We start from the raw sequence: 24,528 nt of genomic DNA on the forward strand, positions 1-24,528 counted from the left end.
AATTACGATGCTAGAAGTTAATGATTTGCATGTACATTTGGAAACACCAGCTGGCCTCGTCAAAGCAGTTGATGGTGTCTCCTTCCGGCTTGAAGCTGGTCAAACAATTGGTATCGTCGGCGAATCTGGCAGCGGAAAAAGCGTCCTTGCTCACTCGCTGACTAAGCTAAATCCCGAACCGCCGGCAACCTACCCAAAAGGAGAAATACTTTTCCAAGGGGAAAACATTTTAACAATGAACAAACGCCGTCTGCGCAGTATGCGCGGGAATGAGATTGCAATGATCTTTCAAGATCCAATGTCGAGTTTAAACCCTGTTTTCAAGATTGGAAAACAGCTTATTGAAGCCATTCAAACGCATCAGAAGCTATCTAAAAAAGAAGCTCAGCAAAAAGCAATTGAATTGCTCACAGACGTAGGGATTCCCGACCCAGAACGCCGGATGCAAAGCTATCCGCATCAGTTTTCCGGCGGGATGCGGCAGCGCGTGCTCATCGCCATTGCATTGGCAGCCAGACCAAAGCTGCTCATTGCCGATGAGCCGACAACAGCCTTGGATGTAACGATTCAGGCACAGATTATTGAGCTGTTAAAATCCATCCAGCAAAAATACGGAACAGCGATCATTATGATTACCCATGACCTTGGCGTGGTAGCCAATCTGGCTGATCGCATCCTCGTCATGTATGCCGGCAAAATTGTTGAATCCGCTAGTACAGCAGATATTTTTTATAAGACGGCGATGCCTTATACGTGGTCTTTGTTACGTTCCATCCCAAGACTTGATGCTGGTGCTTCGGAAAGACTGCTGCACATCGAAGGACAGCCGCCAAATCTTATTGACCCGCCACAAGGCTGCAATTTTCATCCGCGCTGTCCATTTGCTAGAGACGCATGCCTCCAAGAAAATCCGCCGCTTGGTGAACGCGGCCCGGGACACTTGGCCGCTTGCGTACTCAGCCAGCCGGAATTCGAGAAAGAAAAGAAAGGAGTGCTGCTGTCATGACCGCGTTATTGGAAATTAAAGATTTGCACGTACATTTCCCTATCAAAAATGGCACATTCCAGAAGAAGACAGGCAAAGTGAAAGCGTTGAATGGGATTGATTTGGCCGTAAACAAAGGAGAAGTATTGGGAATCGTCGGAGAGTCAGGCTGTGGGAAAAGCACTTTAGCCAGAAGCATTGTTGGGTTGCAAAAGCCTACTTCCGGCGACATCCTTTTCAACGGAGAGGCATATACCGACGCATCCGCCAAGGAAATTTACGAGTTGCGCCGCAATATGCAAATGGTCTTTCAGGATCCCTATACAAGCTTGAATCCGCGGATGAAAGTGAGCGATAGCATAGCCGCTCCGCTGAAGGCATATAAACAAACGAAGAATCTAGAATCTCGTGTCAAAGAACTGATGGAGCTTGTTGGATTAAATCCAGATATGCATTATAATCGGCTGCCGCATGAATTTTCAGGTGGTCAGCGCCAGCGCATTGGAATAGCACGTGCTATAGCGCTTGAACCAAAGTTAATTGTATGCGATGAACCAGTCAGCGCATTAGATGTTTCCGTTCAAGCTCAAGTAATCAATCTATTTCAGGATTTGCAGAAGAAACTAAATCTGACTTATGTATTTATCGCGCATGATTTATCAGTCATCAATCACATCGCCGATCGAGTTGCAGTTATGTATCTCGGAAAAGTGATGGAAAAATCTAATCGGGAAACATTCCAGGCACACGCCCAGCACCCATATACGAATGCACTGCTATCAGCTGTACCATTGCCTGATCCAGACAAGGAACGAACGCGCGAACGGATTGTGCTAAAAGGCGAGCTTCCTTCCCCAGCCAATCCGCCATCCGGCTGCGTGTTTCATACACGCTGTCCGAAAGCGACAGAATTTTGCAAGACAAATATACCTGTGCCGGAAGAACGAGGCGTACCCGGACAGGAAGTTGCCTGCTTTTATCCTGTTGGTGAGGAAGAAAAAGTGAGGATTACATTATGATAAAAGCAGCCTGTTTTGGCAGGCTGCTTTTCGTCTATCTACTTAGTAATCTGTGAAATTTCACCCTGCTTGAGCGACTGCTATACGCTTATGTATGCTTTGGATACGCCAACAGGTACTCAGTTGAAGCCCTTGATCTCCGCATTTGCCACGTGACTTCTACGGTTGTTGGATAAACGTTATTAATCCGAATGTCGTTTTCAATCAATGACCGCTGATATTACATAGGAAACAACATCGGCATTAGCCATGGCAGCTGAAGATCCATGCTTCCACTATTAATTCATGTAAACCCTCCAGCATTTCATTACATTGCTTCCGCTTGTGCTGTTGCACCTATTACAATAATCTTGTAAAGAAACGCTCCCCTTCAATTTAAATTACTGTTTCTTAACTAGCAAGTTGGTACACTTCTAATCAGTCAAAAACACTAGCTTTACTTTGATTATGAAGAAAGGTAAATAGCATCTGGATTTGTGCTTCTGTATTCCGCTTCAACGATAATGGCGGCAGCGCTGATTCTCCGAAGAAACCAATCTCACTCGTCTCCACACCCTTTTGTGCTCCGCCGCCAACAATCTCGCATTGAAGAAAAACTTTGTAATAATGAAACAGCTGTGGTTTGTCGGTGTGCTTATCAGAATCCAAAACTGCCAGCAGCTTCACAGGTTTCACATCAAATCCAGACTCTTCTTTTATCTCTTTTACGACATTCTCTCCAGCTGATAAACCTATTTCACAAAACCCACCTGGCAGAGACCAGCGATTGTCCATCTTCTCTTTCACGAACAGCAGTTTATCATCCCTAAATACAATCCCCCGCACATCTAGTTTCGGCGTAGGATATCCTTCTTCTGCTGCCAGCATCTTTCCAATATGCTCTGCCGTTTCCCCTGTATAAGCGGCAATAATCTCTGAACTAAGCTGCTGAAGCTCTGTGTATCTTTCTTTGTCAAAAACATCCTTTGAAAAATGCAGTCCTGCTTGGGAGATTGCTTGCATTCTTCTTGCCCATTCTAACCATTTTTCCAAGACTATCACCTATTATCCTGTTGTTTTTTTTATGCTTCGTCAACTAGTTTATGCATCAGTTCCTGCACAGTGATAGGCATTGCAGCATTTGGGTTTTGTCCGCACCACAAGCTCATAGCTTCTCTATCATGTTTTTGTGCGGCGGCGGAACGAATCGATTTGGTTAATGTATTTTGTATAGGAAAGGCAGGTAGTTCTGTCTCCACTTTACGCATGTCACGAATAAAGTTATTTTCAATTCCCCTGGCTTCCTTGCCAGAAAAAGCGCTTGTTAAGGTTGTCTTGTCTTCTTGATGCTTTTCGAGAATGGCTTGCTTATGCAAGTCATTTGCACCGCTTTCTTTACAAGTTAAAAATGCTGTGCCAAGCTGTGCTGCTTGTGCACCAAGACATTTGGCAGCCTGTATTCCGCGCCGATCCATAATGCCGCCTGCAGCGATGACAGGTATACTTACTTGATCGACAGTTTGGGGAATTAGCGCCATCAGCCCAATCATACTTTGCTCTACTCCTGCTAAGAAATTGCCGCGGTGGCCGCCTGCTTCACTGCCCTGCATCACGACAGCATCCATTCCCGCTGCTTCAACGGCTAAAGCTTCAGACACCGTAGTTGCTGTGCCGATTGTATAAATACCTGCTAGCTTGAGAGATTGGATTATTCTATCAGAAGGAATGCCGAAAGTGAACGAACATACCGCTACCTTTTCCTCTATAATGACAGCGACTTGGTCATGGAAATCCTTTTTTGTTTGCTCATAAGATTTGAATACACGAACCTTGCTCGATCTCCGGAAAGAATGCATCGCTTCCTCTGATTTCCTAATCTTCTCCTCGTCTATCTGATAAGACTGCGGAACGAACAGATTAATACCAAAAGATTTATTTGTCTTTTTCTTCACGTCTTGAATCTGCTGTCGTGTGCTTTCTGCATTTAAGTACCCTGCCCCAATCATCCCTAATCCGCCCGCTTCAGACACAGCCGTAACTAATTCTGTTGTCGTAGTGCCCCCTGCCATTGGTGCCTGAATGATGGGGTGATCGATGGCTAATACTTTAAGGAAATGATTCGTCATCTTCTGGCTCCTCTCTTAGTCATCCGTTTGATTGGTTCTTCTTCTCCCATTCGCTTAAATACATCCGGCCGGTTATCTTATTCGGGTTTTCTATTTTTGTAATAAGCTCTAGGCTGTTCCCATCTAGATCATTAAAATGAATCTTGGCATGTGCCATGTCATCATGTGCCATGACAAAGGCTTCATGAGGCCCAAAACCAAAAGCTTCTCTTGGCTGGTATCCCCTTATCTTTAACCATTGCGAGGCACCTTTTAAGTTCTCCAAGCTAACTTGAAATGCTACGTGTCTGATTGATGGATGGTAAGCAAGCTCGGCTTTATCTGATTCCCAAAGCCCAAGCCAGCTATGGTTTTTCTTTATCCAGAAAAATGCTAAACGATCTTCATGAATATGAGACAGCTCTAGTCCTAATCCTTCATAAAATGCAATAGACTTATTCAAATTGCTTACCGGCAAATGAGCTTCATATAATCCTTCTATCAAACTTATCTCTCCCTTCACCAACTAACCAAAATATAACAATTATTGCTGCTTTTGAGAACAACTTTTTTTATTTAGTTCGGCTACACCAAAACGATTTTTAAATTTATTTCACAAAGATAAATGGAGTGATACTCTTGCCACCTTGAGACTACTTTCACAAAAGGTGCTTTCTATGGAATAGTTGAAAAGATTAGGAGATAGCACTCCTATGCAGATTTTGTGTAGAATACGCTAATAAAGAATGGCATTCCATCATCCTGCTAAATGTTATTGAATATAAGCAAAGTGTGTTTGATTTTGTGAAACAAGAGGAAGGAAATGGGTATATAGAATAATAATAAGGGAGTAAATAAATAATGGGAAAACTAGATGGTAAAGTTGCATTGATTATAGGTGGTACTTCAGGGATTGGAGAAGCTACATCTAAATTATTTTCTAAAGAAGGGGCTAAAGTGATTGTTAGCGGTTTAAATGATGATCAAGGGAATCAAATTGTTAACGATATTAAACAGAATAATGGGGAAGCTACATTTATAAAAATAGACGTAACAGATCAGGGTTCTATTGAAGAAGGCGTTAATAAAACGCTAGAAGCATATGGCACGATTGATATACTGTATAACGGAGCTGGTATCCATGACGGCTATAAAAATGTATTGGAAACGGACGAAGAAACATTCGATAAGTTAATGGAAATTAACGTGAAGGGGCCATATCTTGCTGCAAAAGCCGTATTACCGATATTTTTAGAAAAAGGTAAAGGAAATATTATAAACATCGGATCGCAATCTTCATTTGTTGCTGGAGCAGGAGGTAATACTTACGTTACAAGCAAATTTGCTATAAATGGATTTACGAAACAATTGGTTTATGATTATGGAAACAAAGGAGTCAAAGCAAACTTAATTGCACCAGGTTTCGTTGATACACCTATGACCGAGGGAATTCAAGATGAGAGATTAAAAGATATTCCTGCGGAAAGGGCCGGAAAACCAGAGGAAATTGCCTCAGTAGCAGCTTTCTTAGCATCTGATGAGTCCGATTATATGCAGGGCGCAGAAATTAAGGTTGACGGTGGCTGGACAGTCGGACGTTAAGAATGCCAATAACTTGATAATTGTATACTAGTAATATCTCATAATAGATAAGGAGTGGGTCAGCCCACTCCTTTTAAATTAGTTTGTTTATCTTATTTCAAGCTGCTTGCCAATTTGGTAAATATAACACCCAAGGCATGCGCACCAGCATCCGGATAGCCAAGACTACGCTCACCAACCGTGCCCGCGCGTCCCATGCGCGCCACAATATCCTTTGTTTTTTCTGCTCCATCTACTGCTGCTTCTGCAGCATTTTTGAAGGCAGTCTTGGCGTCATTTCCATTCGCTGCACTTTGCTGCCAGCTGTTTGCACAAGGAACAAGCGCATCAATAAGTGTCTTATCTCCAATATCCGCTCCCCGGCCAAACGAGCGTTCACCAATATCCTGAATACCCGCAACCACACGCTGCAGCATGTCTGCAAACTCCACTACGGAAAGCTCCTTCTTCTGTCCAGCTGCTTTACCAGCCGCACGAAAGGCACCTCCCCATATCGGGCCCGATGCGCCGCCGCAATGCTCCATAATCACCATGGAAGAGGCATTGAGGAAACGCTCAATAGTGAGATTATCCTGCGCATTTATTTGTTTCCATTCTCGTTTAAGTTGGCGGAAGCCCTTCGCAACACTATTGCCGAAATCACCATCCCCCGCATACGTATCCAACTTATTGAATGCTGCCTCATTCTCAATAATAATCTCACTCATCTTATCTACTAAATAGATGATGTTTTCCAATGTGATTGTTTCATTTGCTACATTTGCATAATCACTAGGTGTTTCCACTGTAAAGAATGCTTCCGTCTCTCCATCTTCCTCTGCTAGTTCAGTAAACGCCGGCTGATCAACTGGTCCGTCTATTTTAAGTGCAGGCGTATCAGATGGATTGGATAGTAGGGTGCGCAGTTCCTCGTCCAAGGACATCATCGTAACCGACACACCAGCCATGTCGATGCTTGTCATGTAGTTGCCGACGAAAGTTCGATTCACACGGATATTTCGCTTGGCAAGCTCCCGACTGACTGATTGATTAAACAAATACAGCTCTTGAAGCGGCGTTCCGCCAAAGCCGTTAATTAACAATGCGATATCTTCTTCCGGCTCGCCTTCTTTCAGCAAATCATCTACCATTCGTTTGGCCAGTTCATCTGCTGCTAGTACTTTTTCACGTCGAATCCCAGGTTCTCCATGAATTCCGACACCATATTCCATCTCATCCTCAGCTAGCTGGAAAGTCGCTTCTCCTCCTGGTAACGTACAAGAAGTTAAAGCAACGCCAATGCTGCGGGAGCGGGAAGCCGCTTTATCCGCTGCTGCTTTCACTTGCTGTAAATTGCGTCCCTCTGCTGCAGCTGCACCAGCGATTTTATGTACCAGTACAACACCAGCTACCCCACGCCGTCCGACTGTATACAAGCTATCTTCCACCGCTATATCGTCATCCACTTTTACATAATCTACTTCTAACCCATCTTCTTTGGCAAGATGTGCTGCGTTTTTAAAGTTCATAATATCGCCACTGTAATTCTTGATAATTAGCAGTGTGCCGTTCTTACCTGCCGTCTCTTTGATCGCTTGATAGACTTGAATCTGAGAAGGCGAAGCAAACATATCCCCACACACAGCAGCATCCAGCATACCTTCTCCGACAAAACCAGCATGCGCCGGCTCATGACCGCTGCCGCCCCCGCTGATTAGGGTTACCTTATCAGCTTGCGTTTGTTTCCGTTTGATCACTTTATACTTTTTCAGTAATTCAAGCTCGGGATGTGCAAGAACCATCCCATGACACATTTCCAGGACAACATCCTCTGGTCGATTGATAATCTTCTTCATTCTGTAGTCCTCCTCTTATACAAGCAAAAGTGGCTTTCTGTTTTCAGCTTAACAGAACGGTTTACGAATTGCACAAACTAGACAGATTAGTCTGAGATTACCTGCCAACATTAACTTATACACGAATTAACGAATCATTGAACAGGAACATACGACCAAAAGCCAAAAGCTTAATTCACTCCTGGCTTCTCCGCAATCAATCAAACAGTTTCTCCAAACCGAAATTTTCTAATAAGGAAACATTGCGACCTGTTGCGTTCCAATTGTGATATTCCTCAAACACACGCAATGCGTCATTATTGAACTTATTCTCTACCAGGTATTTAACCGCATAGCCGCTGCGCCAGTATCTGCAATCTCTTCAAACTCTTGTTTTCCTAATAAATGCTTCCGAGATAAGTAATCACACATGCCCTCTTCGAACCAAATGCCATCGTTACGATCATCGTCAAATTCATCTAAAAATAGATCTGAATAATGCGTCATCTCATAACCTGCTATGGCTAGTACTTGGTTATTAGAGATTGTTTCATAAAAAGCTTTAATTTCTGGATAATCACGTTCTTCCAATTGTTCCATAAACAAAGATTTCCACGCTGACAGATCCGGTGTCATATAGATGATATCCTTGTTCGTGAATGCCGGAATGGGAACATTAGAGTAGACAGAAGTTGCAAGCTCTGGAGTAGTCCATACGAACGCTTTTGGCTTAACTATCAATTTATACGCTGTCTGAAGCACCTGCTCATAAGCTGCTAGTTTCTCTTTGAATTCCTCTGTAATCGTCTGGTATGTATCATAATCTTCGTGGTTCTCTACAGAAAATTAAAACCCATCCCTCCACATTCTGTCCCATCTCCAAATTTTAACATAAACAGTCAAAATCTTATCTGCAAAACCTAACAGTAAAAGTGCCGTTTCGCAGCTCCTGTCTGTGTTAAAATAAATGAACATGCTTTTCATTCTATGAATAAGGAACGGGAATCTATATGAATAAAAAAGATATCGCAACAATCCGAAGACAATTCAAAAAAGGCAACGATAAACTCCGAATCTCGGATATTTTTAACGTATATATTATGAAAGAATCCAGTGATATCTATCATCACGAAAGTATGCCATTTGGGATGTTAGATGAAGACCAGCAAGAACTCTTTCTCGGGAATTTTAAAAAAGTGCTGGCTGGGAATCTCGATGAGAAGTTATTTGAACTGAAATTCAAACGAGATGCGGAAGACAGCAGTCAATTGATTTTGCACCGTGGGTTGCTTACCAACGATGTGGAGGAGTGGACAAATGACATGCTCACTCTTGTCGCTAAGATGCTGCAGGACAGGCAGTATGAGCATGATGTTGTCATCTCATTTATTAAAGCGGAGTACTTAAAAGCACAGAAACGTCCAAATGCAGAAGCAGAAGAAAGCGCGAATGACACTATGTATTCCCACTCCTTCCTGTTGTGCAGTATCAACAAAACACAGGAACCAAAAAAAGAATTGGAATTTGATTATGTAGAACGTGAATTTAAGTACAATGTCACAGTCAATCCCGTGATCAACTTACAGGCACCACTTTCCGGCTTTCTCTTCCCTTGCTTTAATGATAGCGCAGCAGACGTAAACCATGTGCTGTACTCTACCGCAAAAGCATACGAGCCAGACACAGCTTTCATTGAAGATGTTCTGACCGCAGAAGAAATCATGACTGCAAGAGATGATAAAAGTGTTTTCGAAGAAATCGTCAAAGACATTACTGGAGACCAGCTGAGTACATCAGCACTAGCCAATGTGTACGAAGAGATTAATCGTGTGGTAGAAGAAAACGAAGAGGATGAAGCACCAAAGCTTGATCGGAACGATGTCCAGCGCGTCTTGACGCTTAGCGGTATAGAAAACGTCACGCCGGAAAAGGTCGAGACTGCTTATCAGAAGGTAATCGATGATGAAAAATATGAAATGAAAGCAACAAGTGTTATACCTAAGTACAACTCTAAATCGATTAAAATTAAAACAAAAGTCGCCAATATCGCCATCAGCCCAGAAGATTTGCGTTATGTACGGCAAGTTGTCTTCAACAATAAACGCTGCATTATGATCGAAGTGGAAGAAGATACTGTCATTGAAGGCTTTACAATGACGGAAGAGTCACTAGTGAATAAGGTAAGCGAAATAGAACCGGAAACTTCTATCACGGAATGAATAAAAGAAGGATGCTGCTGCAGCATCCTTCTTTTATTTAAGCTTTTGCTTTCTTTCGTTTGAAAAGATACAAAACTGCACCTGCAGCTAACAATACAGCTCCTGTCAGCATATACGTAAACATATTTGTTGCCGTGTTTGGAAGCTGCTTACCTTTCACAACATTGTCATTGTCATCGGCCACTTTGACAATGTTACCATCTGAACCATTGTTCGAGTTATTTCCGCCATTGTTTCCGGCACTCGGAGGAGGTGTGGTGCCAGTGTTATCTTGATGATCTTTATTGTCGTCTTTTGTGTTATTGCCTTTATCATCATCTTTCGGCTCTTCTTGTGGCTGTTGCGGTTGGTCGTCCTTGTTATCTCCGTCACCATTTGGATCTGCGCTGTCATCACCTTTTGAATCTTCATCATCTAGTTGCGGTTCTTCTGGTTCAGCCGGATTTACCGGCTCTGGCTTCTCACCTAACAAATCGGTAATTCGTCCCTCTATTACAGGGTCAACAACACCATTTAAATCTTCTACCATATAATCTCGGAATTGTTCCCAATCAATCTCGCCTAAATCTTGTACACGACCTTCTGCATATGCATTCGCAAATACATCATAACCATCTCCGCCTTTTGCAGTGAAGTTATTCGTTGTTACAAGATAGGTTTGATTAGGTTGGATATCCGTATACACATCACCATTCTTCACTTGCATCGAAACAATCCGGGATCCTGCTTCTTTCGTACTGTCGTAGCTGAACTTCATTCCAGCAACTTGCAAAAATCCGCCGCTTTCCTCTGGAGCCAATCGAACACTATACTCTAAAATCTGCTTGATTTCATCGCCACTCAATTTTACCACTGCAGGATCGTTCCCGAATGGCAGAACAGTAATTACTTCACCCACGGTAATCGGACCTTGATCAATTGCCGCACGGATACCACCGCCATTCTGTATGGCAATGGAAACCTCCGGCATTTTCTCCTGTGCTTTCACAAGCATAGCATCCGTAATGAGGTTACCTAATGCTGTTTCGTTTGCCCGCACACTTACATTACTGTCAGAAAGACGCGGATTGGTTAGCGGCTTCTGCGCTACAGCACCTGTTTCTTGGTTGGACATTTCGTCAACTTCTGCTTTGTAAGAAGCGAGTACTTGAGATGCTTCCGGATCTGCTGTTTTTCCCTCGACGTCAATTAAATGACCTTCAGAACTTACAACTTGCCCTTGTTCGTTAAATTCAACATGCAATTCCCCTAAGTTCTGCGCATACTGATATCCTTGCACAATTACTGTCGGATCTTTCGGAGCACCGTTCTCATCCGTATTAACTACCGTCGGCTGTTCCAATTTTGTATGCGAGTGACCGCCTACAATCACATCAATGCCATCCACTTGTTCTGCCAGCATCAAATCATTCCCGACGGCTGGATTACTGTCGTAGCCGAGATGTGTAAGTGCAATAACCTTATCTATGCCTATATCTTCAAACGTTTTAACAGCTCTTTCTGCTTCCGCAGCGTAATTCGTTATTTGAGCATTAACAGGGCTCGAAGTTTCCAGTGTTTCCTCTGTCGTCAGGCCGAAGATACCAATTTTTTCACCGTTCACTTCTTTTACAATACCGTCATACACATTGCTGTCTTGTGCGTCTTCAGCAAATATATTACTTACTTTGTTTCCGACAAAAGGATCACCGGAAAAATCTACGTTAGCAGAAATGAAGGGGAAATTCGCTTTTTCAATGAACGCTGACAATGATTGATGTCCGTTCTCCGAAGACCCTAAATCAAACTCATGATTTCCGAATGTCATCGCATCAATATTCATCATATTCAATAGAGCCAAGTCAGCTTGTCCTTGAAACTTGTTGAAATAAAGTGTGCCGGAGAAAACATCCCCTGCATTGAGGAGCAGTGCATCCGGATTTTGTGCTCGTACTTCCTCTATCGCCGTAATCATTTTCGGCAAAGGCTCCACATGCGCGTGTGTATCGTTCATATGCATAATCGTTAAGGAGAAATTCTCTACTTTCTCTTCCGCAGCGTATGTACTAGTTGGCAAAGCAATAGATGATGATAAAATAGTAATAATAACAGCCGCACTCATTGAAAACTTGAAACGATTCTTACCCTTCATAAATAATATTCCCCCCAATAGCTAAATTTCGACAAGAGATGTATTTCTACCGTACGCAACCTTTGTCGACTCTCCTACTATATTGTAGAAGCATACTATTAAGTTAACATGAAGAGATTGTTAATATATAAAAAAGTTTCGTTCAATGACTACTAGCTCTATGATTTGTTACACTCTTTCTATAACTTACTCCGTCTATATTCAGTTCAAATAAAAACCACTCCAAAAAGAAGTGGTTTTAAAAATCATAATTCTATTGATTTATACTTTATTCATAAAAACCCTACAAAAATTCCTGCTAATACAACCGACACAATCGTGACTGTAATAAATCCTCCAACAAGCATTGGCGGCAGCATATGGCTCGTTAATGCTTCTCTTTCTTTCTCATCTTCTGTTAATGACTTTATCACTTCGTTTGTAATAATATAATCTGCCGGAAAACCATAAAGAGCTGTTAAAGAAACGGCAAATGCCATGTTCTTGCTCACTCTTAAAACCTTACCTGCTAGGAAGGAGAAAATATACATCCCTATTACTCCAATGATGATTGTTCCTATTAAGGGATATAATATTTCCAGCATCATACTTGGTGTTGCCTTATTTAAACCATCGAAGATAAACAGCATTAACACTAAAATTGCGATTCCAAAACCATTCGCTTTTTGCAACGTCTGCTTTTCTAGGAATCCCATGCTAGTGGCAATTACCCCGAACAATAAGCAAAGTACAAATGGGCTGATCTCAACCACTGGGCCCAGTAAAGTTGAAACAAGATAAGCTGCGTAAGACACAAGCGCCAACTTGAAAAACTTAAAGAAGTCGGTATTGTACTTTTCCGGCAGTCTCCACCTCTGTACTTGCGGTTCTACTGTTGCAGCAATCTCTGCTTCAGCATCTTTTGGCTCCTCTATTTGCAGTTCTCCATTTCGATAAAACTTTAGCAGCCGTTTCCCTTCTTTCTTCAAAAAGATTGCCGTGATTGGGTAGCCAGCAAATCCTTGGATAACGTATATAACAATAGCAAATACCGCTAGTGAAGAAAGACCTGCCGCACTAGCTGCATCCGACATAAGAAGTGAAGAAACAACTCCTCCGACCAATGGTGGCACAGCAACAATCATCGTTTCAAATCCGAAAATCAGCGTTCCAACACTTAATAACGTAACGACAACTCCTAAAATACCAGCTAGTGCAATTACGATTGTTTTCCACTGTGCTTTCAGTTCTTTCAAAGATAGCAGCGTTCCCATGTTGGTAATCAATAAATACATAATCATTGTCGCCACCACTGGCGGCACTCCTGCCAGTGACACAATATCTTTTGGGAAGAATGTCCAGTATCCAGCAAGGAATAAAATGGCACAAACAAATACGGATGGTACCCATGCCTTTGTTCGAACTGCTACCATATCACCAATAAATAAGATTAAGGTAAGGATTACTAAAGCTAATAGTTGTGACATAAGGACCCTCCCAGCTCAATTTGTATGAATTTTCTTAAAATATCGAGCATGTTAGCATCGTATTATATTTTAAGTTTTCAGTCAATTGGATATGTTAATTTTTTTATCTTTTCTGGTTCTGCTTGCTCTTTTTCTAGCTAGTTTGAGAGGTTCCTATAAAGGAAAATAGACTATACATTAGTAGTTATCCACTACAATACGGTTCCAAAGGGATAGATGAATGTTGAATAATGTGTACGCCGTTGATTACAATTTACACCCACCACTGTTTTTACTTGTCTTTATAACGCTGTTCGCTTTCTTATTTCTCTATTTCAATAAAATAAAAAGGAAGCACTATAATTTCAGAAAGTCATTTATCATCGGCGCAATCCTCTTTTATGGGCTGTCTGTTTTTAAGCTCACTTTACTTCCTATTACGATTGTTTATAATGCTTCTATATTTTTTGACATACAAGCGCAGCATATCTATCAGTTAAACCCTTTTGAAACAATCACCAACTCATTGAAGTCGGGTAATTACAGACAAGTGGTCGGAAACTTTATCATGTTGCTGCCTCTCCCACTATTAATTGGTCTTCTGAACAGGAAGACACCTAGGTTTTATAAGTTCTTCATCGGTACCATACTTCTAGTCATATTCATTGAACTATCACAGCTTGCACAAGATCTTGTTACTGGCGTATCAAATGCAGTAACTGATATTGATGATTTTATTCTAAATGTACTAGGAGCACTTTTAGGTTGGATTGTTATAAAGATACACTTTCTAAGATTAGGACATCAAAAAAGATTGCGAGGAAAGTAAAGTTTCTCTGCAATCTTTTTTTCTTCAACCTTCAAGTGAGGTATGAACAGCTTCTAGTGCATGGATAGCAGCTGTATCAAATAAAGGTACTCGGGAATCAGCTTGCTGAAGCAGTAAGCCAATCTCTGTACAGCCTAAAATTATCCCCTCTGCGCCTTGCTTTTCTAAGTTCGCTATAACATTTTTGTAATATGCTTTAGAAGATTCGGTGATTTTCCCTAAGCATAGCTCTTCGTAAATCACACGATTCACTTCCTGTCTCGCCTCTTTGTCTGGAACAATTACTTCAATACCGTTGGTTGCAATTCGTTCACGGTAAAAATCCTGTTCCATTGTATAAGACGTCCCCAGCAAGCCTACTTTCTTTATGTTAGCTTCTAGTATTTGTTTGGCAGTCGTATCAGCAATATGCAAGATTGGGATGTTAATTTTCTCTTCTATAAAAGCTGTTACCTTGTGCATCGTGTTGGTACAGATGACGATAAATGCTGCACCGGATTTTTCCAGAGAATACGCGGCTTCACCGAGCAGTTCCCCCGCTTTCTCCCAGTCATCCTCCGCTTGATATTTCTCAATATCATGAAAGTCAACACTGTACAACACACACTTTGCAGAATGTAACCCGCCTAATTGCTTCTTCACTTCTTCATTTATAATACGATAGTATTCTGTGGTAGACTCCCAGCTCATGCCACCGATTAAACCGATTGTTTTCATCATCTTCCCCCTTCTCATACTTCTGTTCTATTTAAACTATCTAGTAATGCTGCAATTGTCAAACTTATTAAAATAAAAGTGACCTTTTCGTCAAAAAAACTATGCTGATATAATGAACGGTTTTACTAAATCAGCCGTCGGGTAAAGGAAATAAAATAGCAATATAAACAGGAGGATATCATGGAATACATCAATTTAGGTAATTCTGGTCTGCGTGTTCCGAAATATATTTTAGGAACAATTCCGTTCAGCGGAACGAATGGCTTTGAAGCGACCGGCAATGTACAAGAAGATGAAGCGCGTCGTATGATAGATATGTCTTTAGAAGCTGGTATAAACATGTTTGATACAGCCAATCTTTATTCGAAAGGTGATGCGGAGCGTGTGCTTGGCGCCGCTATTAAGGGACGCCGAGACGACGTGCTGCTTACCTCTAAAACTGGTTTCCAATTAGGCGACGGACCAAATGACGGAGGCGCTTCACGTGTTAATATCGAGAAATCAATTAATCAGTCCTTGCAGCGTCTAGGTACAGATTACCTCGACTTGTACTTTGTTCACTTATGGGACGGGCGCACGCCAGTTGAAGAGACAATTGAGGCTATGACAAACCTCGTTAAGTCCGGAAAGATCCGATACTGGGGTGTATCCAACTATAGCGGCTGGGCACTTTCGCGAACTTTCTCTGTTGCAGAACAGCAGCCGGGTTATATTCCGCCAATTACCCAGCAAATCTACTACACACCAGAAGCTCGTGAAGCAGAGTACGAACTGCTCCCAGCAGGGAAAGAACTCGGCATCGGCAACATGATCTGGAGCCCGCTTGGTGAAGGTCTTCTTAACGGTAAAATCGGTCGCAATAAAACAGCACCAGAAAACACCCGCCAAGGCGGCGGCTGGCCAGAGCCTTGGGTACAGGACGAAGAACGTCTTTATAAGGTAATTGATGCACTAGAAGAAGTTGCATCCAACCATAACGCATCCGTACCACAAATCGCTTACACATGGACCAAAGACCGACCAAACGTCGGTCCAATTGTAATAGCGGCCCGCAATGAACAACAGTTAAAAGAGAACATTGATTCCTTTGACATTCAACTGACACAAGATGAACACAATCTAATTGAGTCAGCAGCACGCCCAGCACCTCTATATCCAAACTGGCATCGCGCAATGAGCTCCTTCGAAAAAGGAAGCCCTGCGGAAATGCCTTATTTGGAAGGGTATAAGCAGTCGATGGGGTTGGATGAGTGAATTTAGCTAAGTAAAGCACCGAATGCCTGAGTTCTGTATGAGCTCTGACATTCGGTGTATTTGGATTCATACAAGTAACTAATGTAACTGTGCTTGCAATCTGTTAAAATCCCTTTTCTCTAGGAACTAATAAAGAGAACGAAAGCTCATCCTTTAAGGAATGGGGTTTCTAAGCTATTCTCCTCTTCTTTTTATACAAAGAAACCTTCTTCCTCATAAGAGAGAGGTTTTTTATCAATATCGTAAGCTTCCTATCTTCAACGCACCTTCTAGATTACACCGTACCTTTGACAAACTAGTTGCTGAGACATAACGGACCAGTTCCCTCTCTCTTGGTAAGAAACGCACAATTTTTTCATCAAATGATGATTACCATATAAGCTATCCTCTTCCTCACTGACAATGACAATCTCTTCAATATTAATTAAGATTAATTAATATTAGTTCTTCCTGAGAATTTCTTTTTTCATGTTTGTACTTCCATTTCCTCCTTGGATTCTAAGGCAGCTTGTGCAGTCAACGGGTGGTGACAAGCAACATAATGACCATCCGTATCCTCCTCTAGACTAGGTTTTGCTGTTTTGCAAATTTTGGTAGCTGCAGGACATCTTGTATGAAATTTGCACCCAGAAGGCGGTTTCGTTGGAGATGGGATAGAACCTTTCACTTGAGAGAATGTATTTTTCTTTTCAGCAGGATTCGGAATAGCATTTATCAAGCTCTTTGTATAATGATGCTTCGGATTGCGGAACAGTTCGTCAGTCTGTGCAATTTCTACAAGCTGTCCGAGATACATAACTCCTATTCGATCAGAAATATGGCGGACAACATTCATACCATGTCCAATGAACAAATAAGTCAATCCGAGCTTTTTCTGAAGGTCTTGTAATAGATTAATAACCTGGGACTGAACAGAAACATCCAATGCGGAAACTGCTTCATCAGCTAAAATAAATGCTGGATCCAGTGCAATCGCTCTCGCAATTGCAACCCGTTGTTTTTGCCCCCCGGAAAGCTGGTTAGGATATCGGTTATACCAGTCGGGATTCAATCCAACCATCTGCATCAATTCTTTCACATATGTCCGCTTTTCATCACCCTTCAAATTGCGGTGCACTGTTAATGGTTCTGCAATGACATTTCCAATTTTCCATTTTGGATCCATTGAACCAGAAGGGTCCTGGAAAATCATCTGCATATTCGCTTTTAGCTTTTTCTTTTCATCAGCGTTTACATTTATTATTTTCTTTCCTTCGAAACGGATCTCCCCAGCTGTTGGTGGCTCTAACTGCAGCAGCATCCTGCCAAGTGTAGATTTACCGCTCCCAGATTCACCGACTAATCCAAAGGTTTCCCCACGCCGAATAGAAAATGAAACATTATCCACAGCTTGCAGAACTTGCTTTTTATCGAATATTCCTTTCTTCAGCGAGAAATGTTTAGAGAGGTTTTCAACTTCTATTAAAGCAGAACGCTTCTCCTCGTCTGGCTCTTCTAGCTTCTCCAGTGTCGATGCAGCCTCCAGCTTCCATTCTTCCGGCAGTTTATCGGTATGCCAGCAGGCAACCCGGCTGTCTCCTTTATCAGCTAACGGTGGCTCTTTTGACTTACAAAGTTCTGTCGCATACTCACATCGCGGATGAAACCGGCAGCCTGATGGAATATTATCAAGCGCAGGAATAGAACCATCGATAGAAAATAGGGACGTTTTGCGCTCACTGTCCAGTGAGATGATTGATTTTAACAAACCTCTTGTATAAGGATGGGAAGGTGATTGGAACAGCTTTTCAGCCACTGCCTCCTCAACAACTTTAGCAGAATACATAACAACTACCCGATCTGCTAATTGGGCAGCAACTCCTAAATCATGTGTAATCAGCAAAATAGCCATACCGAACTCTTCACGCAACTGCAGAAGCAAGCTTAAAATCTGCGCTTGGGTAGTGACGTCAAGTGCAGTTGTCGGCTCATCTGCAATCAAAAGCTCTGGTTTACAAGCTAACGCCATCGCTATTACTACACGCTGAAGCATACCGCCTGAAAACTCATAAGGATACTGTTTTAATCTCGTTTTCGGGTCAGGAATGCCCACCTTCCCAAGCAGTTCGATTGCTTGCTGGTCCGCTTTTTTCTTTGGCATATTTTTGTGTTTGATCAGTACTTCAGCTATTTGTTGACCAATGGGATAGACCGGATCTAGTGCATTCATAGGATCTTGAAAGATCATTGCTATCCTGCTGCCGCGAAACTCGCTCATTTGCCGCTGTGACAATTTTTCCAGCTGCTGGTCTTGGAATGTTATCTTTCCGCTGGTTATCTTTCCATTATTGAACTCGATCAAGCGCATAAGCGACAATGATGTGATTGTTTTCCCACTGCCCGACTCTCCCACTAGCGCGACGAATTCACCTTTATCAATATGCATTTCCACTTCATTCACTGCATTCAGCAGACCATATTCCGTCTTAAAACCAACACTCAGATCCTTGACATCAAGTAACATCTTCTTTCATCACTTCTTTCCGTTTAAGCTCTTGTTCGTTTCGGATCCAAGCGATCCCTCAGTTCGTCTCCTAAAATATTCACTGCAATTACCAATAAGGTGATGACTAGTCCAGGGAAGGTAACAATCCACCAGGCAATCGTAATATAACTCCGACCTTGGGATAACAAGTAGCCCCAATCCGGAATTTCTTTGATGACACCAAGACCAAGGAAGCTTAGACCTGTACTGATCAGAATACTGGTGCCGATTCCCAATGCAGCCATTACTATTATTTGCGAGCTGCAGTTAGGCAGTACATGACGCATAATAATTTTCATCCTGGGCATTCCAATGGTCTTGGATGCATCGATATATGGACGGCTTTTAATTGCAATCACCTGTCCTCTGATTACCCTGGCATAATTCGGAACAGCTGAAAAACTGACCGCCACAATGATATTCAGCAAGCTTGGTCCCAAGGCAGCAGAGATAGCAATAGCAAGCAGTATGTTGGGGATTGTTAGCAGAATATCCGTCAAGCGCATAAAAATCGTATCGATAATACCACCGAAATAACCGGCAAGCAGTCCGATGACAGTACCAGTGAACCCGCCAAGCAAAACAGCAAGCAGCCCCATCATTAATGATTGCCTTGTACCATAAACAATCAAACTGAACATATCGCGTCCAAATTGATCCGTCCCAAACACATGCGTAAAGGATGGGGGGGACATGACGACCGCTTGATTCATCTGGAATGGGGAGTACGGTGCAATCACGCCTGGAAATAAAGCACATAAGATGAGAACTAGTATCATGATGAGAGACAAACTGAAGGAAACAGAAGACAGATTGAACCTCTTTAAATGAATAGATTTTGATTTTTTTAATGGTTCACCGGCAGCTTTGGAATATACTGTGTTCATCATCTTCTCCTTTCTTTATCTAAATCACTTAACAAGCGACTTCCTTATGCGGGGATCAATATACGCATAAGAGAAATCTACCAATAAATTCACAAGGATATACAGCACTGCCGCAATCAACAATGTTCCTTGAATAGTTGGTATATCTTTTTGGTTGATCGAATCGACAATCAGCCTGCCGATACCTTGTCTTGAAAAAACTGTTTCGGTAACTACTGAACCAGCCAGGAGCTCACCGATTAGAATACCGATTACCGTTATGGCCGGTATGAGCGCATTTCTTAATACATGCTTGTAGATAATCGACCTCTCTCTTAATCCTTTCGCTCTCAATGCTAAAACAAAGTGTTCATTTTTTAGTTCAAGCACGCTGTTTCGGACCATCCTGGCAAGCAGTCCAGATCCAATCACCCCTAAGCAGATAGATGGTAAGATAAGCTGCTGCCACGTTCCGCTTCCCAAGGCGGGTAAAAGCCTTAGCTGGATGGAGAAAACCAATATTAACAAGATTCCAAGCCAGAAACTGGGCATGGAAATACTAAATAAGTTCACAAAACGCACCATATAGTCAAACCAGCTCTTTTGATAGACGGCTGAGAGAATCCCCAATCCTACTCCTATCACAATAGCAATAAGTGTACTGAACAATGTCAGGGTGAGCGTTGCTGGAAAATGGAGCATGATCTTGCTGAGTACAGGCTGATTATCGATAAAGGATGTGCCCAGATTTCCCGTCAGCACGCCCGTTATATAAGAGAGGTACTGCTCGAATAAAGGTCTGTCCAATCCAAATTGCGTCTGCAGCTCTGCAACTCTTTCATCTGAAACATTGTCTCCTCCAATCAGCCTAGCGGAATCACCAGGCAGTATGTGAAGCAGAAAGAATATCAATGTCATTGATCCGAGCACGACCAAACTAGAGATTCCTACGCGATTCAAAATATAACGTCCCATCTTTCCCCCTCCTTATTGCTGCAGCCAAGCATCATAGAAAACTGGAAAACCAGGGGAATCAAATTCAATTCCTTTTAATTCTGCAACAGTTGCAAAAGAATATTGGAATAAGTATGTCGGAATGGAATAAGCATTTTCAATGATATATTCCTGCGCTTTCCCATAGTTTTCATTTCGTACCTTTTCATCATTTGTCGAATAACCTCTTTCCAGCCATTCATCCAATTCCGGCTTATTTGCCCTCGCGAGATTTTCTTCACCATTAGGACCCTTGGTTGAGAAAATCATACGCATGACATCCGGATCTCCAGAAAACTGACTTGCTGCAATCATGTCATAATCTCCTGCTAATCTTCGTTCCAAATACTCACCGGCAGAAAGCGATACAATATTCAACTGAATCCCTGCTTCCTTTAATTGATTTTGGAATACAGTAGCCAAATCTATCCGTTTTTCTCGATTTCCTTGTGTATCAAGAAAATCGATAGTTAAGGATTTTCCATTCTTAGCCCAGATACCATCTGCATTCTTCTTGTAACCTGCATCTTCAAGTAAATGCGCTGATAGTTGAGGATTATATTCCCAGCTGTTCTCCACACTGGCTGCATACCCATTCATATTGGTTGTTACTGGCGACCAAGCCTGTTCGGATGTACCAAGATAAACAATTTCAACAGCTGACTCAATATTCAATGCAGCTCTTACTGCTTTTCTGACATCAAGGTCATCCCAAGGCTCCTTTTGAGGATTTAAATACATAGAATAATTGATTTGGCGCAACTCTGTCTCCAAGATGTTAAATTGCGGATCTGTTCTTAGAAGTACCAGGTTTTGTGGAGGAACAATATCGGCAGCATGTACCTGCTTGCTTTGGAGCACCCCTAAACGTGTTGCTTCTTCTGGTACAAACTGAACAGTGATTTTATCTAAGTAAGCTTCTCCCTCATGACCCCAGCCGTCCGGGGCCCAGTCATAATCCTCGTTCTTCACAAGGACAACCTGCGTTCCAGGTGTGAATGATTTCACTTTGAACGGTCCAGTACCTACTGGATTCTGCGGATAAGCTTCTCCAAACTTCTCCACCGCTGCAGGCGATACGAATCCTAAATCCGATTTAGCAGCATTACTCAAAAAAGGCGCGAAAGGTTTGGAAAAGTTCACCTTTACTGTGTACTTATCTAGCACGTCACTTGATTCATAAGGACCTAACTCATTCATTGAATTCGTACCATTTGTTGCAGGGTCTTTAATACGATCGAAATTAAACTTTACTGCTTCTGCATCGAACGGAGTACCGTCTGTAAACGATACATTCTCCTTCAAATGAAAGGTGTAGGTTTTTCCGTCCTCCGAAATCTTCCAGGATTCAGCCAGCCAAGGTTCAATTTCTCCATCCTTCGTTTCATGAACCAAGCTGTCATAGATAGACCTTGTAACGCGGCCATTTTGTGCGTTGCCTGATTTGTGTGCATCCAGATTATCCTCCGTTACCGTCCCCGCCAGAGCCCATGTTATTTCACCGCCTGAAATAGGGTTCTTATTAGAGAGGGTTGTGCTGCTTTCAGTCTCATCTGCACATGCTGTTAGCAGGGCTGCAAGCAGCAGGATAATAGCAATCAGGAGTCTTTTTTTCTTCATAGTCTCACCCATTTTTAGATTGTAGTTGTTTGACGTCTATTAGCTGTATTGCGATTTTCCGGTACAGAAAGTCCGAGGTTACCTCTTAACGTGCTATGCTCATATTCACTTCGGAAAATTCCGCGCTCCTGTAATAGAGGTACAACTTTTTCTACGAATTCCGGGAGTCCTTTTGGTGTAGCAGATTGAATGATAAATCCATCTGATGCTTTTTCTTCCAGCCAAGTTTCTATAAGATCAGCTATTTTTTTAGGAGTGCCTACGAATTCACCTTTTGGAGTAGCAAATCGTAACGCTGTTTGGCGCAATGTTAAATTTTCTTGCTTGGCAAGGCGGATGATACTATCCGAACTGCCTTTTTGACTCTCCGCCCCTAAATGCGCAACATCAGGAAAAGGTCCATCGAGTGGATAAACAGAGAAGTCATGGTCATTGAACGGCCTGCCCAAAGCATGTAATGCCTTTTCAATTGTAACCAGACTCGCCAATTCCTCATGCTTAGCATCGGCTGCTTCCTGACTTTCGCCAATCAATGGTAAGATTCCCGGTAGTATGAGAACCTCATCTGGATTACGACCAAAGGATTGGGCTCTTGTTTTAATATCCTTGTAAAAATCCTTAACTGTTTCAAAATTACCGTAAGTAAAAATGGCTTCAGCATGCTTTGCAGCGAAATTTCGACCAGCTTCGGAACTGCCCGCTTGGAAGATAACCGGTTGCCCTTGACCGGAACGAGCAATATTCAACGGTCCCTTTACTTTGAAGTACTCTCCTTCATGATTTAGTTCATGGAGTTTATCCCTTTCAAAGAATTCACCTGATTCCTTATCATAAACAAACGCATCGTCTTCCCAGGAATCCCAAAGACCTTTCGTCACTTCTAAATGCTCAGCAGCGATTTTGTAGCGCTCATCGTGTTCTGGATGTTTGTCTTTGCTGTAATTCGCAGCTGAACCAGACAACCAGGAAGTCACCACATTCCATCCAGCTCTCCCTCTGCTGATATGATCGAGTGAGGCAAATTGCCTTGCAACTGTGTAAGGCTCGCTATAACTCACCGTCACTGTTCCTACAAGCCCAATGTGAGTCGTTACCGATGCAATAGCAGATAGAATCGTCATCGGTTCAAACCGATTTAAATAATGCGGACTGGAATTTTTATTGATGGACACACTGTCTGCCACAAACACAAAATCGAATTTACCTGATTCTGCCGCAGCTGCTTGTTGCTTATAAAAATCGATGTCTGTACTTGCATTGGGCACAGAATCAGGATGGCGCCAATCTGCCCAGCCTCCGCCGACTCCATGTACCATAGCTCCTAAGTGCAATTTTTTTTTGCGTGCCATGTATATTTCCACCTTTCATTTGTTTTATATAAGTAATCTCATTAACAAACTCGGATTAAAGCACAAACAGTCCCCCTTTAAAATAAAAAAACCTACACAGAAAAAGGTAGGTTTCTTCTTCTGCTTATCTTCCGGTGCTTACCGATGGATTTGGCACGGTGTTCAATAGATCCGCTGCCGAAGTTTCATTGGGCCATGTCCCTCCACTTCTCTTGATAAGTCATTATTCAATTTTAATAAGGGGCTCTATAAAAAAAGGCATTTATTCCGAAATAGAATAAATGCCTCTGGTCGACCAGTCAGCGCCCTGTGTTTATTGATATGCTTATAACCATAATCGATAATCAATGCTGAAGTCAATGATTTAAAGAGAATATTTTAAATTTTTATACTTTTCGTTTGCAGTTGCTTTATTCTTTTATACAGATAGAATGCTAGCATCTCGACGTACGCATATAATAAGGTTGATAACATATAGCAGGGACTCATGCGGAACGTAAGCTTAGCGTATCGGCAATACATTGGTATTACACACTATTTCAAAGTCCTTGATCACCTCCAGGGTGTTCAAGAAGATAGCAAAAAAGAGCTGTATAAATCGTGATAATTATAGTAAAAGAGGCAGGAAACAAGTGTTTCTCTGCCTTTTCTTACGACAATCTTCTTCGTCCTATTGTTGCTGCAATAACTGAATAAGGTTACCACATGTATCATCGAAAACAGCAATGGTGTTTTCTCCCACCTTTGTTGGTTCCATTGTAAATACCACGCCTTTTTTCTTTAACTGATTGTACTCTTGATGGATATCGGCAACCCCAAACATTGTCGCTGGAATACCTTCAGAAAATATTCTCGTCTGATAATCTTTTGCGGCGGGATGAATATTTGGTTCGAGTAAAATCTCGGTACCTCCTTGTTCATCTGGAGAAACAAGTGTTAACCATCTGTATTCTCCTGCGGGGACGTCATTCTTTTTTGTAAAGCCTAATATTTCGGAGTAAAAGGTCAATGCCTTGGCCTGGTCATTAACGAATAGACTGGTAACAATGACTTTCATGGTTCTTTCTCCTCCTTGGT

At 42.1% G+C, this 24,528-nt stretch carries 20 protein-coding genes and 1 riboswitch; of the genes, 6 read left to right on the forward strand and 14 right to left on the reverse strand.

What is annotated here, in order from left to right; all coding sequences use genetic code 11:
* Positions 1–7 precede the first annotated feature (7 nt).
* Together B1K52_RS17350 and B1K52_RS17355 are read left to right on the forward strand one after the other, a co-directional pair.
* Entirely contained in the window at positions 8–1,006 is a 999-nt protein-coding gene (locus B1K52_RS17350) for an ABC transporter ATP-binding protein (RefSeq protein ID WP_077310469.1), read from the forward strand.
* A complete protein-coding gene (locus B1K52_RS17355) occupies positions 1,003–2,004 on the forward strand; it encodes an ABC transporter ATP-binding protein (protein WP_077310470.1) in 1,002 nt (333 codons plus the stop codon). The genes B1K52_RS17350 and B1K52_RS17355 overlap by 4 nt, the downstream gene beginning before the upstream one ends.
* A 417-nt stretch (positions 2,005–2,421) precedes the next feature.
* Here the strand turns inward: B1K52_RS17355 and B1K52_RS17360 are convergent, their stop codons facing one another.
* From B1K52_RS17360 to B1K52_RS17370, 3 genes are read right to left on the reverse strand one after another with little or no spacing between them, the layout of a single operon-like run.
* The gene (locus B1K52_RS17360; RefSeq protein WP_373022621.1) at positions 2,422–3,036 is read right to left on the reverse strand and encodes an NUDIX hydrolase; all 615 of its coding nucleotides are present in this window, start codon (positions 3,034–3,036) and stop codon (positions 2,422–2,424) included.
* 29 nt (positions 3,037–3,065) lie between these two features.
* On the reverse strand, positions 3,066–4,109 hold the full coding sequence (locus B1K52_RS17365) for an NAD(P)H-dependent flavin oxidoreductase (RefSeq protein WP_077310471.1): 1,044 nt from the start codon (positions 4,107–4,109) through the stop codon (positions 3,066–3,068).
* Between the two features lie 19 nt (positions 4,110–4,128).
* Positions 4,129–4,593, reverse strand: a complete 465-nt coding sequence (locus B1K52_RS17370; protein WP_077310472.1) for a VOC family protein — start codon at positions 4,591–4,593, stop codon at positions 4,129–4,131.
* A 356-nt stretch (positions 4,594–4,949) separates the two neighbouring features.
* Between B1K52_RS17370 and B1K52_RS17375 the strand changes: the two genes are divergently transcribed.
* Positions 4,950–5,690 carry an SDR family NAD(P)-dependent oxidoreductase gene (locus B1K52_RS17375; protein ID WP_077310473.1) on the forward strand — a complete coding sequence of 247 codons (741 nt, stop codon included), beginning with the start codon at positions 4,950–4,952 and terminating at the stop codon, positions 5,688–5,690.
* 92 nt (positions 5,691–5,782) lie between these two features.
* Here B1K52_RS17375 and dhaK read toward each other — a convergent pair whose 3' ends face one another.
* Both dhaK and B1K52_RS17385 read right to left on the reverse strand, forming a co-directional pair.
* Complete coding sequence (gene dhaK, locus B1K52_RS17380) at positions 5,783–7,525, reverse strand: dihydroxyacetone kinase subunit DhaK (RefSeq protein WP_077310474.1); 1,743 nt, start codon at positions 7,523–7,525, stop codon at positions 5,783–5,785.
* 312 nt (positions 7,526–7,837) lie between these two features.
* The gene (locus B1K52_RS17385) at positions 7,838–8,266 is read right to left on the reverse strand and encodes a hypothetical protein (RefSeq protein ID WP_256855955.1); all 429 of its coding nucleotides are present in this window, start codon (positions 8,264–8,266) and stop codon (positions 7,838–7,840) included.
* Positions 8,267–8,514: 248 nt separating this feature from the next.
* Here B1K52_RS17385 and B1K52_RS17390 point away from each other — a divergent pair, with 248 nt between their 5' ends.
* The gene (locus tag B1K52_RS17390) at positions 8,515–9,723 is read left to right on the forward strand and encodes a DUF4317 domain-containing protein (RefSeq protein ID WP_077310475.1); all 1,209 of its coding nucleotides are present in this window, start codon (positions 8,515–8,517) and stop codon (positions 9,721–9,723) included.
* A 37-nt stretch (positions 9,724–9,760) separates the two neighbouring features.
* Here B1K52_RS17390 and B1K52_RS17395 read toward each other — a convergent pair whose 3' ends face one another.
* Together B1K52_RS17395 and B1K52_RS17400 are read right to left on the reverse strand one after the other, a co-directional pair.
* Complete coding sequence (locus tag B1K52_RS17395; RefSeq protein ID WP_077310476.1) at positions 9,761–11,854, reverse strand: bifunctional metallophosphatase/5'-nucleotidase; 2,094 nt, start codon at positions 11,852–11,854, stop codon at positions 9,761–9,763.
* Between the two features lie 272 nt (positions 11,855–12,126).
* Positions 12,127–13,320, reverse strand: coding sequence for a hypothetical protein (locus B1K52_RS17400; protein ID WP_077310477.1), 1,194 nt, complete (start codon positions 13,318–13,320; stop codon positions 12,127–12,129).
* Positions 13,321–13,540: 220 nt separating this feature from the next.
* Between B1K52_RS17400 and B1K52_RS17405 the strand changes: the two genes are divergently transcribed.
* Positions 13,541–14,128, forward strand: coding sequence for a VanZ family protein (locus tag B1K52_RS17405; RefSeq protein ID WP_077310478.1), 588 nt, complete (start codon positions 13,541–13,543; stop codon positions 14,126–14,128).
* A 24-nt stretch (positions 14,129–14,152) separates the two neighbouring features.
* Here the strand turns inward: B1K52_RS17405 and B1K52_RS17410 are convergent, their stop codons facing one another.
* On the reverse strand, positions 14,153–14,845 hold the full coding sequence (locus tag B1K52_RS17410) for an aspartate/glutamate racemase family protein (RefSeq protein ID WP_077310479.1): 693 nt from the start codon (positions 14,843–14,845) through the stop codon (positions 14,153–14,155).
* Positions 14,846–15,025: 180 nt separating this feature from the next.
* Here B1K52_RS17410 and B1K52_RS17415 point away from each other — a divergent pair, with 180 nt between their 5' ends.
* Positions 15,026–16,099 (forward strand): aldo/keto reductase, encoded by a 1,074-nt coding sequence (locus B1K52_RS17415; RefSeq protein ID WP_077310480.1) that lies wholly within the window; start codon positions 15,026–15,028, stop codon positions 16,097–16,099.
* Positions 16,100–16,565: 466 nt separating this feature from the next.
* Here B1K52_RS17415 and B1K52_RS17420 read toward each other — a convergent pair whose 3' ends face one another.
* The 6 genes from B1K52_RS17420 to B1K52_RS17445 all read right to left on the reverse strand — a co-directional run bounded on the left by B1K52_RS17420 (position 16,566) and on the right by B1K52_RS17445 (position 24,508).
* A complete protein-coding gene (locus B1K52_RS17420) occupies positions 16,566–18,602 on the reverse strand; it encodes an ABC transporter ATP-binding protein (protein ID WP_077310481.1) in 2,037 nt (678 codons plus the stop codon).
* Positions 18,603–18,625: 23 nt separating this feature from the next.
* A complete protein-coding gene (locus B1K52_RS17425; protein WP_256855956.1) occupies positions 18,626–19,510 on the reverse strand; it encodes an ABC transporter permease in 885 nt (294 codons plus the stop codon).
* Positions 19,511–19,534: 24 nt separating this feature from the next.
* On the reverse strand, positions 19,535–20,464 hold the full coding sequence (locus B1K52_RS17430) for an ABC transporter permease (protein WP_077310483.1): 930 nt from the start codon (positions 20,462–20,464) through the stop codon (positions 19,535–19,537).
* A gap of 12 nt (positions 20,465–20,476) precedes the next feature.
* Complete coding sequence (locus B1K52_RS17435; protein WP_179106601.1) at positions 20,477–22,102, reverse strand: ABC transporter substrate-binding protein; 1,626 nt, start codon at positions 22,100–22,102, stop codon at positions 20,477–20,479.
* A gap of 14 nt (positions 22,103–22,116) precedes the next feature.
* Positions 22,117–23,451, reverse strand: a complete 1,335-nt coding sequence (locus B1K52_RS17440; RefSeq protein WP_077310485.1) for an LLM class flavin-dependent oxidoreductase — start codon at positions 23,449–23,451, stop codon at positions 22,117–22,119.
* A gap of 121 nt (positions 23,452–23,572) precedes the next feature.
* Positions 23,573–23,673, reverse strand: a riboswitch (SAM riboswitch).
* Between the two features lie 448 nt (positions 23,674–24,121).
* Complete coding sequence (locus B1K52_RS17445) at positions 24,122–24,508, reverse strand: VOC family protein (protein ID WP_077310486.1); 387 nt, start codon at positions 24,506–24,508, stop codon at positions 24,122–24,124.
* Between the last annotated feature and the right edge of the window lie 20 nt (positions 24,509–24,528).

Source organism: Terribacillus halophilus (assembly GCF_900162685.1).
GTDB classification, from domain to species: domain Bacteria; phylum Bacillota; class Bacilli; order Bacillales; family Amphibacillaceae; genus Terribacillus; species Terribacillus halophilus_A.